This is a genomic window from Lysinibacillus sp. ACHW1.5, from assembly GCF_022014815.1.
GTDB lineage: Bacteria > Bacillota > Bacilli > Bacillales_A > Planococcaceae > Lysinibacillus > Lysinibacillus capsici.
In genome coordinates, this window is record NZ_CP091777.1 from 2,068,785 (window position 1) to 2,085,687 (window position 16,903).

At 41.6% G+C, this 16,903-nt stretch carries 15 protein-coding genes and 2 riboswitches; of the genes, 10 read left to right on the top strand and 5 right to left on the bottom strand.

The genetic code is table 11. The annotated features are described in order from the left end of the window. Positions 1-6: 6 nt before the first annotated feature. The 5 genes from L6W14_RS10175 to L6W14_RS10195 are packed head-to-tail and all read left to right on the top strand — an operon-like array spanning position 7 to position 4,843. Complete coding sequence (locus tag L6W14_RS10175) at positions 7-1,593, top strand: ABC transporter substrate-binding protein (RefSeq protein ID WP_237900681.1); 1,587 nt, start codon at positions 7-9, stop codon at positions 1,591-1,593. Further along, complete coding sequence (locus L6W14_RS10180; RefSeq protein WP_131520313.1) at positions 1,583-2,551, top strand: ABC transporter permease; 969 nt, start codon at positions 1,583-1,585, stop codon at positions 2,549-2,551. Before L6W14_RS10175 ends, L6W14_RS10180 begins: the two co-directional genes overlap by 11 nt. Then, positions 2,548-3,360, top strand: a complete 813-nt coding sequence (locus L6W14_RS10185; protein ID WP_054549248.1) for an ABC transporter permease — start codon at positions 2,548-2,550, stop codon at positions 3,358-3,360. The genes L6W14_RS10180 and L6W14_RS10185 overlap by 4 nt, the downstream gene beginning before the upstream one ends. After that, the gene (locus tag L6W14_RS10190) at positions 3,353-4,102 is read left to right on the top strand and encodes an ATP-binding cassette domain-containing protein (RefSeq protein ID WP_131520311.1); all 750 of its coding nucleotides are present in this window, start codon (positions 3,353-3,355) and stop codon (positions 4,100-4,102) included. The genes L6W14_RS10185 and L6W14_RS10190 overlap by 8 nt, the downstream gene beginning before the upstream one ends. 6 nt (positions 4,103-4,108) lie before the next feature. Continuing rightward, positions 4,109-4,843 carry an ABC transporter ATP-binding protein gene (locus L6W14_RS10195; protein ID WP_227744880.1) on the top strand — a complete coding sequence of 245 codons (735 nt, stop codon included), beginning with the start codon at positions 4,109-4,111 and terminating at the stop codon, positions 4,841-4,843. A gap of 58 nt (positions 4,844-4,901) precedes the next feature. Here L6W14_RS10195 and L6W14_RS10200 read toward each other — a convergent pair whose 3' ends face one another. Beyond that, the gene (locus L6W14_RS10200) at positions 4,902-5,270 is read right to left on the bottom strand and encodes a YhfM domain-containing protein (protein ID WP_237900959.1); all 369 of its coding nucleotides are present in this window, start codon (positions 5,268-5,270) and stop codon (positions 4,902-4,904) included. Between the two features lie 110 nt (positions 5,271-5,380). Here L6W14_RS10200 and L6W14_RS10205 point away from each other — a divergent pair, with 110 nt between their 5' ends. After that, entirely contained in the window at positions 5,381-5,761 is a 381-nt protein-coding gene (locus L6W14_RS10205; protein WP_048395723.1) for a PH domain-containing protein, read from the top strand. Positions 5,762-5,924: 163 nt separating this feature from the next. Here the strand turns inward: L6W14_RS10205 and L6W14_RS10210 are convergent, their stop codons facing one another. Then, positions 5,925-6,692, bottom strand: coding sequence for a GNAT family N-acetyltransferase (locus tag L6W14_RS10210; RefSeq protein WP_237900683.1), 768 nt, complete (start codon positions 6,690-6,692; stop codon positions 5,925-5,927). A 213-nt stretch (positions 6,693-6,905) separates the two neighbouring features. Next, positions 6,906-7,090: riboswitch (cobalamin riboswitch) on the top strand. 225 nt (positions 7,091-7,315) lie between these two features. Here L6W14_RS10210 and L6W14_RS10215 point away from each other — a divergent pair. Next, positions 7,316-8,071 carry a hypothetical protein gene (locus L6W14_RS10215; RefSeq protein ID WP_131520308.1) on the top strand — a complete coding sequence of 252 codons (756 nt, stop codon included), beginning with the start codon at positions 7,316-7,318 and terminating at the stop codon, positions 8,069-8,071. A 136-nt stretch (positions 8,072-8,207) separates the two neighbouring features. Here the strand turns inward: L6W14_RS10215 and L6W14_RS10220 are convergent, their stop codons facing one another. Continuing rightward, positions 8,208-10,145: an elongation factor G gene (locus tag L6W14_RS10220; RefSeq protein ID WP_237900685.1), complete on the bottom strand. Its 1,938-nt coding sequence runs from the start codon at positions 10,143-10,145 to the stop codon at positions 8,208-8,210. Between the two features lie 182 nt (positions 10,146-10,327). Beyond that, a riboswitch (cobalamin riboswitch) is annotated at positions 10,328-10,515 on the top strand. A gap of 162 nt (positions 10,516-10,677) precedes the next feature. Between L6W14_RS10220 and L6W14_RS10225 the strand changes: the two genes are divergently transcribed. The 3 genes from L6W14_RS10225 to L6W14_RS10235 all read left to right on the top strand — a co-directional run bounded on the left by L6W14_RS10225 (position 10,678) and on the right by L6W14_RS10235 (position 14,458). Next, the gene (locus L6W14_RS10225) at positions 10,678-11,670 is read left to right on the top strand and encodes an ABC transporter substrate-binding protein (protein ID WP_131520306.1); all 993 of its coding nucleotides are present in this window, start codon (positions 10,678-10,680) and stop codon (positions 11,668-11,670) included. 51 nt (positions 11,671-11,721) lie between these two features. Next, positions 11,722-12,399: a precorrin-3B methylase gene (locus tag L6W14_RS10230; RefSeq protein WP_237900687.1), complete on the top strand. Its 678-nt coding sequence runs from the start codon at positions 11,722-11,724 to the stop codon at positions 12,397-12,399. Between the two features lie 70 nt (positions 12,400-12,469). Continuing rightward, on the top strand, positions 12,470-14,458 hold the full coding sequence (locus tag L6W14_RS10235; protein ID WP_237900689.1) for a S9 family peptidase: 1,989 nt from the start codon (positions 12,470-12,472) through the stop codon (positions 14,456-14,458). 178 nt (positions 14,459-14,636) lie between these two features. On the opposite strand, the gene L6W14_RS10240 is transcribed toward L6W14_RS10235, so the two are convergent. After that, entirely contained in the window at positions 14,637-15,833 is a 1,197-nt protein-coding gene (locus L6W14_RS10240) for a class I SAM-dependent rRNA methyltransferase (protein ID WP_131520303.1), read from the bottom strand. 62 nt (positions 15,834-15,895) lie between these two features. Beyond that, positions 15,896-16,813, bottom strand: coding sequence for an alpha/beta hydrolase (locus L6W14_RS10245; RefSeq protein WP_237900690.1), 918 nt, complete (start codon positions 16,811-16,813; stop codon positions 15,896-15,898). Positions 16,814-16,903: the final 90 nt, after the last annotated feature.

Consider the following 16,903-nt stretch of genomic DNA (forward strand, 5'->3'; position numbering starts at 1 on the left):
AGTAAATTGAAAAAGTTTTCCGTATTGATACTTTTGATGGTGCTAGCGGTAGTTTTTGTGGGCTGCTCGTCTAATCAAGGAGGAGAGAAACAACCGACAGCTACATCATCTGCCCAGGCAAATGAGCTTGTTTTTGCCTCAGAGTCTGAGTTTGCAGGCTTAAATCCTCTTTTGGAGGAAACCAATTTAGATGCCTTTTTATTTAGAGGTCTGATGCGCTTTGATGAGCATAATGTACCCATCAATGATATTGCTCAAAGTATTAAAATATCAGATGACCAGATGACTTATACCATTTCGATTCACAGGAATGTAACCTTCCATGATGGGCACCCATTAACGGTGGACGATATTATGTTTACCATTAACAGTATTTTGGATGATGCAAACGGTTCTTATTTAAAGTCTGATTTTAGCCATGTTGTGTCAATGGAAAAGGTCAATGACATGACGATGACTATCCAATTAGATGAGCCATTTACACCGCTATTAGACAAATTAACGGTGCCAATTTTACCAAAGCATGCCTTTGAGGGGCAAGAGATGAGAACCGCTACATTTAACCAGCAGCCAATCGGTGCGGGTCCGTATATGTTTGAGCAATGGGACAAAGGGACAAGCCTGACACTAAAGGCATATCCATCTTTCTTTGGCACAAAAGCTTCTATCGAGAAAGTAATTTTTAAATTTATCCCCGATAGTAATGTGCGTGCGCTCCAGCTAAAATCGGGTGAGGTCGATATAGCGTTACTAGACCCGAATCAGGTAGAGGAGCTATCGAAGGTCGAGCATTTAAAGCTATATGAGGTGGAATCAGCAGATTATCGTGGTGTTCTCTTTAATATGAAGTATCCTATTTGGCAAGACGTTGCTGTTCGCAAGGCCATTAGCTATGGGACAGATCGTGCAGGTATTGTCAAAGGCATTTTATATGGATACGGTACAGAAGCATACTCGCCGCTACAAAAGCATGCCTTTGTAAACGCCAACATTGAGCATTATAAATATGACCTTGATAAAGCAAGCGAGCTACTCGACCAAGCGGGCTGGCAACTAGCTGAGGATGGTTTCCGCTATAAGAATAATCAAAAATTAGCATTTACTATTACGGCACCTATTACTGACACAGTGCGTGTGAACATGGCTAATTATGTGGCAGAAGGCTATAAAGAGATTGGGGCAGATGTGCAAGTAGCTGCACTCGATTGGAGCAATATTGTCATTGAAGAAACAGAAGCCTTTATGGTTGGCTGGGGAAGCCCGTATGATGCTGACCATCATACGTATAGTCTCTTCCATTCTGGTGAATCCAGTCTCACAAGTGCTGGCTACAATTACGGTAGCTATAACAATCCGAAAGTGGATGCATTGCTAGAGGAGGGGCGTACAACCGTTGATCCTGAAAAACGTAAGGAAGTCTATGGGGCATTACAGGAGGAGCTAGCACAAGATCCACCATTCGCCTACTTTGCCTATGTGGATGCTATGTATGGTATTAATCAGCAGATTAGTGGCGTCAAAGAGCGCATTTTAGGTCATCATGGGGCAGGCTTCCTCTGGAATGTCGAGGAGTGGAAATGGCATGATCGCTAAATGGATCGGGAAGCGCGTGATAATGGGGACAATTGTCCTCATTATCGTGAGCTTCCTCTCTTTTTTCCTGATGCATGCGGCTCCTGGTAATCCAGCTGCAGCATATTATGGTGGCAATGCCCAAACGTTATCGACAGCGGAGAAAGAACGCATTGAAACAGCTTTTGGTCTGGATCAACCGATACTCTATCAATATGGTGTGTGGCTCCGTGAAGCGATGCAAGGAAATTTAGGCTACTCGGCAAAAGAAGGCAGACCAGTAGCGACAATTATACAAGAACGTTTACCAAATACATTACAGCTCGTTGTTGGAACTTTAGGCATCGTAGCCATTGCCTCAACATGGCTCGGCTTACAGGCAGGCATGAAGGAGGGTTCGTTATTAGATCGCGGACTTTCCTTTGTAAGTATTGCTAGCTCAGCCATTCCTCCATTTTGGCTTGGCATTTTATTCATCATGGTGTTCTCTGTACAACTAGGCTGGTTTCCTTCATCGGGGATGAAGGATGTACGAGGGGATGGCGGCCTTGTGGACCGACTATACCATATGGTTCTTCCTTTATCGGTCCTTGTACTGGCACATGTAGGGGTATTCGCACGTTTTTTACAGGAAAATGTGAAGGCAGAGAAGCATCGTTATTATGTAGAGGTGGCACGTGCCAACGGAGTACCAGAGCGAGCTATTCGTAGGATGATTTTACGCAATGCCATTATTCCATATATCAATTATGTCGGTGTGACCATCCCATCATTTTTTGGAGGATCCATCGTGGTTGAAACATTATTTGGCTGGTCAGGCTTAGGTCAGCTTTTAGTGAAAGCAGTGATGGTAAAGGACTTTCCTGTGCTGATGGGTGCCATTTTAATCACTGGCGTAGTAGTCGTTATCTGTTTATTTGTGATTGATGTCCTCATGATTTGTCTCAATCCCCGCTTAAGAAGAGGGGGAATCGTATGAGAAAAGAGCAAAAAATGCTCATCTTTTGGCTAGTGATTCTTGGTCTTTTAGTAGGCTTCACCCTATTTTCCTCATGGTTAGTGCCTTTTGAGCCAAACGCGATGGATATGAATCATATTTATGAAGCACCTAATGGAACACACCTCCTTGGCACAGATCAGCTAGGTAGAGATGTTCTTTCCCGCCTACTCGTTGGTGGTAGAGTGACCCTTTTTATCGCTACGTTATCGGTTGTTCTATCCAGCATAATTGGCATTATCTATGGCGGTATAAGTGGCTATTTCGGTGGAGCTATTGATGCAGTGATGATGCGTATACTAGAGGCATTTTTAACAATTCCATCTTTAGTGATTGTGCTTGCTCTTCAAGCGATTATGCAAGGAAGTGTATGGCGCATGGCAATGATTATGGGGTGCACAGGCTGGTTTGTCACTGCCCGTATCGTGCGCTCTGAATTTATCCGGTTGAAGGAATTAGAGTTTATCCACATGGCGAAGATGTTTCGCACGCCGCTGTGGAAGATTCTTTTTCGTCATTTATTGCGTAATAGTCTTCCCGCCATTTTTGTCGTGACGATATTTAATTTTGCTGGTGCTATTTTTACGGAAGTATCCTTAAGCTTTTTAGGTATCGGTGTTCCACCGTCCATTCCATCGTGGGGGACGATGCTCTATACTGCACAAAATGATTTACTTGTCGGGGCTTGGTGGATGGGCCTTTTTCCTGGGATGTTCATTTTCGTAACGATTTTATGCGTGCAAGCTATTGGTAGTAGATTTAAGCAGAGAGGGGGACAGACCCATGTTTAAAATAGAGAATGTTACTGTTCGAATAAACGAAAAATTTATATTGAATGATCTCTCGTTTACGGTGCCAAAAGGTCAGATTACCGTGATGATAGGTGAAAGCGGTAGTGGAAAAAGCACCATGCTCTCTGCCATTCTAGGCATGCTTCCAGCGCAAGCAACAGTTGAAGGCTCAATCTTTTTTAATGGAAGAAATATAGTGGAATTAGCAAAACAGGATCAAGCTGTACTACGCCAAAGGCACTTCTTTACGATTTTTCAGGATGCTGCTAATAGCTTTTCGCCAACGCAAAAAATGAAACAGCAATTGTATGGATTAACTGCCTTACGGATGGGGCAGACAAAGGCAGTATTTCTAGCTGAAATGAAGCATATTGTACAGGATTTACATTTACCAGCAGATGTGTTGGAGCGCTATCCCTTCGAGCTTTCTGGAGGAATGCTACAACGCTGTATGCTTGCCTGTGCTCTTTATCTGGCGCCAGCTGTTTTATTAGCGGATGAACCAACCTCTTCCTTAGATATGCTGCATCAACAGGAATTTATTCAACAATTGAAAAGGCTTCATACACAGCTAGAAACAACCGTACTCTTAATTACCCATGATTTAGATGTAGCTGCTTCCATCGCGGATTTTATCCTCGTCATGAAAAATGGAGAAATTGTGGAGCGAGGGCGAGTAACAGAAATCTTTGAGCAGCCTAAGCATCCATACACTAGTCAGCTAGTTGCGCATCATTTTTAGGAGGAGGTGTGGGCTTTGATACTTCAGGTTCACAATATTTGTAAAAGCTATCGAAAGGGACGCCCAATATTAAATCATATTCATCTTACTGTAGGAAAAGGGGAAATAGTCGGCTTAGTAGGAGAAAGTGGCAGTGGCAAAAGCACATTGGCCAAAGTAATTATGCAGCTAGAAGCTCCTGAAAAAGGGGCAGTATACTTTCAACAGCAACCAATAACCAAGCATCGTCGCGCAGCTTTTTATGACAACTGCCAGATTATTTTTCAAAATGCAACAGCCTCTTTAAATCCCATGTGGACTGTAAGGGACCTATTAAGAGAGCCGCTTCAGCATAAGCAACCTATAACGGACACCTATTTACAGACCATGCTGGAGAAGGTCAAGCTACCAACAGATATCTTACATGCCTTGCCCTCTGAGCTAAGTGGCGGAGAAAAACAGCGAGTTAATTTATTACGATCCCTTTTGGTCGAGCCACAATTAATCGTATGTGATGAAATTATTTCAAGCCTAGATCGCTTGATTCAACGAGAAATCGTTGATTTATTAAAGACCTTGAATAAAGAAAGGGCAATGGCCATTCTCTTTATCTCTCATGACTTAAAGGCTGTTTCCTATTTATGCGATCGCATTTATGTGATGAAGGCTGGAACCATTGTTGATGAGAGCAACAAAGAGAATAACGGCTTTACCTTCACGGACAGCTATGCAAAAATGCTGTTTCAGGCAATGGATCATTGATTTGGCAAAACACTTCCTTTGAATGGGAAGTGTTTTTTTATGAGTGAACGAGCGCAGCTCATTTTTCAGTGAACTCCTTAGATATTGTGTAGATCGTATGCGTATCCTCGACATGCATCAAACTACTGTTTTGCCCTTTATCACCTAACCAAAGATGATAGCGATATTTGTTTCCTGCCTTGTCCACTATTTGTCCATCATATTCTGGCAAAGCCATATTGACAACACCCTCGTTTTTGACTGTTGTTGCAATGGCTTGTTGGAATAGTGTAAGTGATTCTTCATCCGTATATTCTTTAAAAAAATCAGTGTTCACCTTGTTAAATTTAGCACCAATAGAAATGCTGACCTTAGCTAATTTATCTTCTGGTTTTTCATTACATCCTAGTAAAACAACGGCTAGTAGAGACACTAAGGCAGCTATCATTATTCGCAACCACTCACCCCCTCTATAGGCTAAATAATACCACCATTTCCTGTCGTAGCTCTCACTTCTTTGTAATACATTAAATAAACGAGAGCGAAAGGGGACAGATAGTGGGCTTATTTGATGGATTGATCGGCAATGCAAGCGAGGTGAATTTAGAAAAACTACAGGAGGAGGTCCATAATTTATTAATCCCAAACGAGACAGTCAAGAACGCCTATAAAATTATTAGAGACACGTTTATTTTTACCAATAAACGATTGATCCTCATTGATAAGCAAGGAGTGACTGGCAAGAAAACAGAGTATCATTCCATTCCCTATAAAAATATCGTTCATTTTTCAGTCGAAACAGCTGGAACATTTGATTTAGATGCAGAGCTTAAAATATGGGTGTCTGGCAGTCCATTACCGATTCAAAAAAACTTCAATAAGGCGACAAATATTTATAAGGTGCAAAGCGTCTTAGCACAGTATGTTTTGGGGACGTAATGAAGGTGCTAATAGTACGTGTGCACAACCCAAAGCCCGCAGATTTGTGAGGCTTTTCTGTCGTGCCAGGAAGGGGGCGGTGTAACGGATTTTAAATCGGCTTCATGATTACGGTAAGCTCGAAAATACTGTCAAGTGTAAATAAGAGCGCCTTGCCGAGACCTTATTCAAATACAATCATTTCTCCGACTTCTTTAAACCCGAAGCGTTTATAAATATTTTTTCCATCCTCTGATGCCTGTAAGACTACGGGCTTTTGCTTATCGATTGTTTGACTGAGTAGGAATTGAAACATCTCACTGCCATAACCCTTGCCCCTATACGCATCTTTTGTCATCACATCATAAATCCCATAGCTATGTTTACTGTCGATTAATAATCCCGTAGCGATAGGTACTTCCTTTATACAACCAATAAACATGCGGGCATTTGATGCTAGTTTTTCCTGTGAGAATTGATGAAAGTAAATTTCTAATGCATCTCTTTCTGCTGTTTCTCCAAATAAACTTAGAAAAACTTCCTTATATTGTAGAAGATCTTCCTTGTTACTTACTTCTGTGATGGTAAGATAATTGGAAATTCGTGGACCTGTGTGAAGTGTATGGTCAAGCTTCATCATCATATTTCGTTCAGCTTCCTGTAAATTGCAGTCTTTTATCAGTTGTAGCCAATCATCGCTTAGATAGTTGGCATCCACCCACGTGCTGAAGGGAAGTTTATTCACAATGAAATGATTAATCCTTTGTTTAAGATGATTTTCCTTATGAATTATAGGCGATTTCGCTACTAACAAATTAAATGTATCAGTTGGAATATTTGTATTGGCTATGACAAAATGAGCTTCCTCTATAATTTGTCCAGAAACGGCTCGAGTAAATAGTTTCATTTTTTCCTCTAAATTACTCGTTACTAATTGTTGACTTGTTTTCATATTTTTCATCCTTCCACTATTAGAAGTACACTATCTTTCATTATAAAGTCAATGAAAGATAAAAAATACGCAGTTCACCTTTTTTATATCCCCCTATAACTTTATTAGTAGTTTGGAAAATATTATGATATTTGACTTTAGAAAAACACTACTTTAAAATTGATTTTAGTAATCTAATAGGAATGTGGAGTACACTCGATTCCTATGACAACTGAATAGCGTGTAGTAATAGGTGTAAATTGCGTGCAATTTGCTTAAAAGGGAAGTCGGTGTGAATCCGACACTGTCCCGCAACTGTAAATGTGAGCGACTTTTCAGCAACCACTGTCAAATGATGGGAAGGGGAAAAGTGGCGATGACCATGAGTCAGGATACCTGCCTGTTACGAGTACACACCATAAACCTACGAGGAATAGGAGGTGGCATGTTGACAAAACAGAATGCTCTGTTCGTCACAGTACGTCAAACGCCCATAGTAAATGAAAGGGTTCATAATCGAACTCGTTCACACATACTTAGGGTTTGTTTGGCATTGTGTGATGAAAGAAGATAAAATGAAGGATTTCCTCAAAAGTAGGGAGTCCTTTTTGTTTTGAAAATATGTACGCAAAGGGGATGCACGTATGACAAATATTCATGTAACGACAACGTTGGAAACGCCTTATGAAGATCTGAACATTTGTAAGCAACCACGCACAGAAGTTGCCAAGAAAGCGAAAACAAGAATGGTGGTCGAGTCTCTGATCGATCAATTATTAGCAACGAAGCTGATTCGCAATGATCGCTTCTTTGAGCAAATCTTATATAATAAAGAAATTATTTGGATACAAAATGGGGATGTGGACGGTCATCTTTTAGCGAAAGCAGCCATAGCAGATGAACTAAAAACAAAGACGAATAGTTTTATGATGTACATGCCGACCAATCCGATTGTCTATGAGGTCAAAGGAGAAGCGTATCACTTAATTACGCGCATTGATTCTACACGCGCAAAGCCCAACCTCGACCGTCTATCATTGGAGCCCAAGCCTGTTTTAAGTGCCGCTCGTGTCAATGACTTATTATGCTCGATTGTCATGCGCTTTTACGAAACATATTTATATGATTTAGCATCTCATCATGACAAACTCATTGCATTTGTGCAGCAGGAATATGCCCAATTTATTGAAGCGGTGCAAGCGTTAAATGATTATCATTTCAACTGGCATCCACGTGGCAACGGTCACGAGCTTTTACTGCAATTAATTGATCATCTACAACTATTAAAAAGTCAACCTGGTAAGGTACTCATTGATTTTACGAACAAGCATGACTATGTAATAGTTGAACCCGCATATTTGTTGGACAATCCAACAAAGAAAGCTGTCGGTGCACTATAAAAACAAGCCCTCCATTTTTTGGAGGGCTTGTAATATCTTGTTGTAGGGTAGAGATATATTGATGCCCAAGCAAGAAATACCCGCGCTAGAGCGATGGATACCCGTGGAAGCCGAGAAAATACCAGAAGCGCCCACCCTACAGGCAATGCATGGCTGCCTGTGCTTCTTGCCATGGAACCGAATATCCTTTGCCCTTAGCACAAAAGATACTAGAGGAACTATACTCAGGGTCGGCATTTTTATCATAGCCAATCTGTGCAATCACATCCTCTGTATTATGGCACACATCATAGCCATCAAATTGGAGTGTGAGTGCACCTTTCCCATTTGTATAGGCGGCAAAGGTTGTACTGTAGCTCATTAAAGTGGCAACAGGTGCACGACCTGTTAGGATAACATCCGTTTCGGATAAAATCGGGTCATCGAACGTGCCTGCTGCTTGCTGAATATCAGTCATCATACGACCGATAAAGTCGTTTGAAGCTTTCATTTTAAAGCGATAATAGGGTTCAAGTAGAACATTTTGTGCCTGCTCCAGCCCCTGACGCAGGGCACGGAAACTGGCTTCACGGAAATCTCCCCCCGATGTATGTTCATTGTGCCCGCGACCTGTTAGAAGTGTAAAATGAATATCTGTTACAGGGAAGCCTGTTAGTAGCCCATGATGGTCACGCTCAAACAGGTGCTTTTCAACAAGGCGCTGATTGCCTACAGATAAATGATCGGCATGACAGGCATTGGTGAAGGTATTACCTGTTCCACGTGGATTTGGCTCCATTAATAAATGAACTTCTGCATAATGCTTGAGGGGCTCGAAATGACCATAGCCCGTTACGGTCGTCGCAATGGTTTCCATGTATAAAATTTGCGGCTCACCAAAGGAGACAGCTAATGAAAAACGTGTCATTAATACCTCAGTTAGGACCTCCAATTGAATGACACCCATAATATGCACATGGATTTCCTGAAATTTTTCCTGCCAGACCACACGCAAGGACGGCTCTTCTGCTTCGAGTAACCGGAAAATCTGTAGCACTTCCTTGATATGCTGATCACCCTCATATTGAACCTTTGCCTGTAAGGTTGGGACAAGCTCATAGGGCTGTGATAGCATCGTTGTACCGATTCGATCCCCAATGTTTGCCTGGCTCAGTCCTTTGACAGCGAAAATTTCTCCTGCCTCTACCTGTTGAACGGTCTCAAAGCGACTGCCGTTATAAAGGCGAATTTCGGTCACTTTTTCTGTTACTTCGTCAAATGAAAATTCATCTCGTACATGCAACGAGCCCTTGGTTGCCTTCATAAAGGTTAAACGCTGGTGACCATCATGACGAATCTTAAAAACCTCGCCCTCAAATGGGGCATCCTTGTCAAAATGGGAAGCCGTTAACAGCGGGAGCTGGTCAAGAAATTCCTGAATGCCCTCATCCTTTAAGGCCGAGCCAGCAAAGCAAGGGAAGGCACCTTCATTTTTAATCATTTCCTTTAATTGAGCAAGACACTGTTCATGCTCCAATGACTCATATAGAAAGGCATCAAGCAATTTTTCGTCGCGCTCCGCCAGCCATTCCATAATATTATTTGATACATAGTCTGCTCGCAGTGGCTCATCGATGAACAAAACATGCTGAGAGCAATCTTTGCGAAGCTGGCTGATGACGGCCTCCATATTGGCACCCTCACGATCCATTTTGTTGATAAAGAAGAAGGTAGGGACATGGTATTGACGTAAAAGTTGCCACACTGTTTCTGTATGGCCCTGTATCCCTTCGACAGCGCTAATGATAATAATGGCATAATCCATCACACGAATGGCACGCTCCATCTCAGGGGAGAAATCGACATGCCCTGGCGTATCAATCAATGTGTATGTATCATCGCCAATATTCATGCGCCCTTGCTCGGCAAATATCGTAATGCCCCGTCTGCGCTCTAGCTCATGATGATCAAGAAAGGTATCCTGATGATCAACACGCCCCCGTGCTTGAATACTATTTGTATGAAAAAGCACTTGCTCAGAGAAGGTCGTTTTTCCTGCATCCACGTGCGCAAGTACACCGATCGTTTTGTACATAAGAAATCCTCGTTTCTATAGAATGCTATCTTTTTATTGTAACAGAATACTAGCTTCTATATTTCTTGTAAAATAGTTCGTCTTTATGTCGAAATAGTGCTAATATAATGATGATTATACTTTTAGTGTCATACTACTGATTGCGCGATAAATTTTCTTCTGCTAGTCTATCAATAGTATTGACCATTATAGAACGTATTGGTGCAAATGGCATTTGTCATTTGCTTAAAAGGGAAATCGGTGCAATTCCGATGCTGTCCCGCAACTGTAAATGGGGAGTCTATACAGCATGCCACTGTAGTGAAACTATGGGAAGGCGTATAGATGATGAACCTAAGCCAGGATACCTGCCAGTATGTATTTTTTGACTAAGAACCACGAGGATGGGGATAGTGATGAAGGTAATGATACCGTTATTTCACTATGCTACTCTCTTGGCGACAAGAGGGTTTTTTTATGCCCTTCCAACTACCTTAGTAGTAAAGAAGTCTCTGATTTCTTTCTATATTTTAACAGCAAAGGAGAAAAGGACATGAAGAAATGGAAAAGTATATGGCTGATGATGATCATTGCCTTGGTCGCTGTTTTAGGGGCTTGTAACGCAAAGGACAAAACGGAATCAGCTGCACAAGGTGAAAAGGTTGAGCCATCTGAGGCGGCAGCAGAAGTAACCATTGAAAATAATGACACAACTCAAACATATACGGAAGCACCAACAAAAGCGATTAGCTTAAATCAACATGTGACAGAAATCATGCTTGCACTTGGTTTAGAGGATTCTATGGTAGGGACAGCTTACTTAGATGATAAAATCTATGAACCACTGCAAGAGGCATACGATAAGGTCCCTGTTCTTTCCGATCAATACCCAACGAAGGAGCAAGTCATCGATGCCGAGGCAGATTTCCTATATGCTGGCTGGAAAAGTGGCTTTGGCGAAAAGGGTGTAGGCACACCAGAAGAGCTTGAAGAATTAGGCATCCATACGTATTTACATACGGCTTCCAACATGACAAAGCCAACAATAGAAGATATTTTCACTGATATTCGCAATATCGCGAAGATTTTCCGTATTGAGGATCGTGGCGAAGCTTTAATTGAGCAAATGACGAAAGATGTAGAGGCAGTACAAGCTAAATTACCAAAAGATAGCGAAAAATTACGTGTTCTTGTGTTTGATAGCGGTGAAAAGGATGTATTTACAGCTGGTCAAAACTTTATGAATGAGCTTGTGACAATCGCGGGTGGACAAAATATCTTTGGTGATGTGGAATCTGGCTGGACAACTGTGTCGAAGGAAGATGCAGTAGACCGCAACCCAGAGGTAGTTGTCGTGATTGATTACGGTGAAACAACGGCAGACCAAAAGATCCAATTCTTAAAAAATGATCCAGCCTTAAAGGAGATGGAAGCGGTCAAAAATGAGCGCTTTGTCATCCTGCCACTTTCAGCAGCGTCTGAAGGGGTTCGTGCGGCAGAGGCCATTGAAATTTTAGCAAAGGGCTTCTATCCTGAAAACTTTTAATCCATTCGAGCTAGCGTTTTGCTAGCTCCTTTTTTATAAGGAGCGATAAAAATGAACGCATTTCAAAAAAATGTACCAGATCAAACATTTGAAACACTGAACGGTCATGGTGAGTTTACCCGTCTAGCCGTTAGCCCTGGCATTATTAATAAGCATTATACTCCTGCACAATTCCAAAAAATAGCCGAAATTGCTGGCGAAAAGGGGGCGATAAAATATTCTGCTTCCTATAGTATACTCGTATCCATACCAACGTGCGATGCCACGGAAGCGGTGCAAGCCTTACAGGAAGCAGGTCTTTATGTTGCTCCCTCTGGTTCAATCATAGCCATGAAGGCCTGCGATTTTTGTGATGGGGAGAAAATGGAGGCTGCTCCGATAACCGAACAGCTCTATAATGCCATAGAGGGGATGAAGGTACCTGCAAGAGTGCGTGTCAATATTAATGGCTGTGCATCAGCTTGCTACAATGCAGTCTATGATGATATTGGACTCGTTTACCAACAAGAAAGCTTTGATGTCTATTTAGGGGCAGTACCAATGGGAGCAAAGGCACAGGCTGGCACGTTATTCGCTAAGAGGGTAGACGTCACACAAATTGAAGATTTTTTACTGCACCTGATAAACCTTTATAAGGAGCATGCTCGCCCAAATGAGCCCTTTTATAAATTTTATCGCAGAACAAAGTCAGCAGAATATTGGGAACTAGTGAAAAATTCAATTCAATAGAGGAATATTACTTAGGGTGTCGAAGTATTGTAGTAAGGCACAGAAAATTACAATACAAAGGAGCAAGAACATGACATCGAAACAAGGGATTCAACCAGAAGATCTTTATCACTTAAAATCAGTAGCAGATCCACAGCTTTCACCAGATGGGACAGAGGTAGTTTATGTAGAGACTCGTATGGACGAGAAGAAAAACGACTATATATCGAATTTGTTTTACATAAACTTGAAGGACAAAACACCACAGCAATGGACATTTGGTGAAGATAGAACGAGTTCCCCTGTTTGGTCACCAGATGGCAGTCAAATTGCATTTTTGTCAACGAGAACAGGTAAGTCACAAATTTATGTTCTTTCGAAAGCAGGTGGAGAGGCAAAACAGGTGACACATTGTAAAAATGGAGCGACCTCCCCTGTCTGGTCACCATGTGGCAAGAAAATTGCTTTTTCAGTCGTGCTAGGGAAAGATGAAACCATCCTAGATAAAGCGGAGGATGAAAAGAAAAAGGATAAAGAACTAAAGCCACTAGAAATCGAGAAAATGAAACACAAATCGGATGCTGGTGGATTTATGGATATGGAGCAGTTTACCCATATTGCCATTGTCAATGTGGCATCAGGAGAGCTAGAACAAGTGACAGAAGGCAAAGAGTACTGCCATCTGGGTACTTGGTCGCCAGATGGCAAATACCTTACGTACTTAGCAGATAAAGCGGAGGATTTAGATTTCTCATTTAATGTGGATATCTATTTATTGGAGTTAGAAACGAAGCAGAGTCACAAGCTAACAGAAGGTTCGGGTGCATATTACCAAACAGCTTGGTCTCCGAATAGTCGCTATCTTTCTTTTGTAGGTGGAGAACGTGAATTTGAAAATGCCACACAAGCAAAGCTTTGGATGTATGACATGGAGCAAAAACTACTAAACTGTGTAACAAGTGAATTTGATGCGCCTGTTGGTGATTATGTCATCGGTGATTTCCTGCAAGGTGTAGCGTCACCACGAGTGCAATGGATGAATGATAATCATAGCTTCTACTTCCAAGTCACAGATCACGGCAATGCGGCGATTTATTACGGAAATGTAGATGGCGAAATTTACCCAGCTATCCATGATGATCAATATGTCTATGGCTTCTCACTTGATGCGCAAAATGATCAGGCTATTGCGGCTATTAGCACAACGACCAATCCAGGCGATCTGTTTTATGTGAACCTAAAAACAGGTGACAAAGAACAGTTGACGTCCATTAATGAAGATTTTTTAAAAACCAAAACATTAGCTGTTCCAGAGAGTATCGAATTTGAAGGTGCTGAAGGCTGGAAGGTCAACGGCTGGATTATGAAGCCAGTTGGCTATGAAGCAGGGAAGAAGTATCCTCTCATTCTTGAAATCCATGGTGGTCCGCATGCAATGTATGGCAATACCTACTTTAATGAATTCCAAATCCTTGCTGCACAAGGCTTTGCAGTGCTTTATACGAATCCGCGTGGTAGTCATGGCTATGGCCAAAAATTTGTTGATGCAGTACGTGGCGATTATGGTGGTAATGATTATGCGGACTTAATGGCAGCGGTAGACTACGCTCTGGAGCACTATGATTTTATTGATCAAGATCGTCTAGGTGTAACTGGTGGAAGCTACGGTGGTTTTATGACCAACTGGATTGTTGGCCATACAAATCGCTTTAAAGCAGCTGTGACGCAGCGCTCCATTTCGAACTGGATTAGCTTTGCTGGTGTCAGTGATATCGGCTATTATTTTACAGACTGGCAAATTCAAGCAGGACTCGATGATATAGAGAAGCTATGGCATCATTCGCCACTGAAGTATGTAGACAAAGTGGAGACACCATTATTGATTTTACATGGTGAAAAAGACTATCGTTGTCCAATTGAGCAGGCAGAGCAATTGTTTATCGCCTTAAAATATCGTAAAAAACAAACAAAATTCGTGCGTTTCCCTGAGGCGAATCATGAACTTTCAAGAAGTGGAAAGCCTACATTACGAATTAATCGACTTGAATATATCCGTGATTGGTTTGTGAAATATCTATAATCGGGTGGCCTAAGAAGAGAACATCTTCTTAGGCTACTTTTAATAGAAGGGCTCTGTTTGATTGTTTATAACGTTTCAATCTTTTGGAACCTTTATTGTAGAGGTACCGAACCTCCTTAGGTAGAATCAACTTTTCCTTACATAAAAAGAATCACACCTTGGTGTGATTCTCGATTGGTTAGTCGATTTTCTGGATGAACACGACCTTCAGATAATTAAATTCAGGGTATTCACGTGGTACACGGAAATCCTTCGGTAAACCGTATTCCTCGACAATTTTATAGCGTGTACGAGTCTCTTTAAAGGCTTGGTCAATAAAGCCTTTGAACTTTTTCATGCCAAAGCTGGCATTATTTGTGGAAGCCACAATGATGCCGTTTTTAGCGGTAATGGCAATCGTGTCCTTTAGTAATTTAGGGTAGTCCTTTGCCGTTGAAAAGGTCATTTGCTTCGTACGTGCAAAGCTAGGTGGGTCTAATACGACAAGGTCAAACTGTAAAGCATGGCGCTGTGCATATTTAAAATAATGGAAGACATCCATGACTTTTATATCCTGTGCCTCATAATCAATATGATTGACACTAAATTGCTCAATCGTTTTGGCTAGACTACGCTTTGCCACATCTACACTCGTTGTCTTGATGGCTCCTCCTAGAGCGGCTGCCACAGAAAATGCTCCTGTATAGGAAAATGTATTCAGCATGTCTGTGTTGTTGGCATAACGCTCTCGAATAGCCAATCGTACCTCACGTTGATCGAGGAAAATCCCTGTCATGGCGCCATCGTTTAAATGCACCGCATAGGTCATACCATTTTCCTTCACCATGATAGGAAATTCTCCTGGCGTGCCCATTACAAAATCATCTTGCTCGATATATTGTCCTTTACTATCAAAGCGTTTTTTCTCATAAATCGCTTGGTAGTCTACTGTCTCAGCAAGCGCCTCATACACCACTTCTTTAAATGAGTAAATGCCCTCACTATACCAGCTTACCATGTAGTAGCTGTTAAAAAAATCAATCGTAAGACCGCCGATGCCATCTCCTTCACCATTAAACACACGAAAGGCTGTTGTGTTTTCATTGCTAAAAAATGCAGCACGATTGTCGATGGCTTTTTTGAATTTTTTTATAAAAAAAGCTTTATCAATTGTTTCATTCGCATCGGTCGTTAGCACCCAGCCAATCCCTTTGTTTTGGATGCCGTAGTAACCTGTTCCAATAAAACGGTTATGATGATCCATGAGTCTGAGGAGTGTTCCTTGCTCAGCAGGTAAACGTCGTGCATCAACCGCATCTTTTGAAATAAGTGGGAAGCCTTTTTTTAATTGATCAGAAAAGGGCTGTTGTACTTGTAGAGCTATTGTTTGTGTCATAGTGTCATCCTTTAAAAAACGTTTTGCTCTATTATCGCACTGTTTGCGCGGGATAGCCAAACTTATTTCAGGAATTGCGCAATTTTTGTCACGGTTGCAATCGTTGCTTCTTCAAAATAATTCATTTTACTGAAATAACTATGGATTAAACCTGGCATTGTAATATGTTCCACTACCACACCAGCAGCCTTTAACTTTTGTGCATAGCTTAGACCCTCATCAAAGAGAACATCTGCCTCTGCAGCTATAATGAATGTTTTCGGCATGTTACGGACTTCCTCTAGCTGAAGAGGGGACACAAGTGGATTTGTGAAGTTTGCTTCCTCTGTATAGTGATGAGAGAACCACTGCATGGCTTGTGTATCTAAGCCGTAATCTTCACCATATGCCAGATAAGATACTGTTGAAAAATCGACATTTGTGACAGGATAGATGAGTGTTTGAGCGTGTAACGATGGTCCCTCGAGTGCAGTAGCTAAGTATGCAACTACAGTAGCCAAATTTCCGCCAGCACTGTCCCCAGCAACTGATAATCGACTTGCATCGCCACCTAAGGCTTCCATATGATTGTGCACCCATACTAAGCTATCATAGGCATCATGTAAGGGTGTTGGGAAAGGATATTCAGGTGCTAAGCGGTAATCCACTGATACCACAATCGCCTGTGCCTGGTCTGCTAATAGCTGGCAGCCTGCATCGACAGATTCTAGATTGCCATAGACCCAGCCTCCCCCATGATAAAAAACAATAACAGGTAATGTTTTACCGAGAACAGGCGTATAAAGCCGAACTGTAATTTGTTCGCCATCTCGCACTGTAATTTTGTGATCCTCAATGGATGCTAGCTTCGGTTTGTGTGCAGATTGCCATTGTGTAACCTTCCGCATGGCTCTCGCTTCCTGAGGTGAAACTTTGTAATAAGGTGTACCAGTACGCTGAGCTTCTAGATATTGAACAGCTTCTTTTCTTAAAGTTATCATCTTCATCATTCCTTTATTGAGAGGTTTGTTATTCCTATTATAAACTATTCATATAATTTTACTAGGATTTAGGTGTAACAAATGTTTATT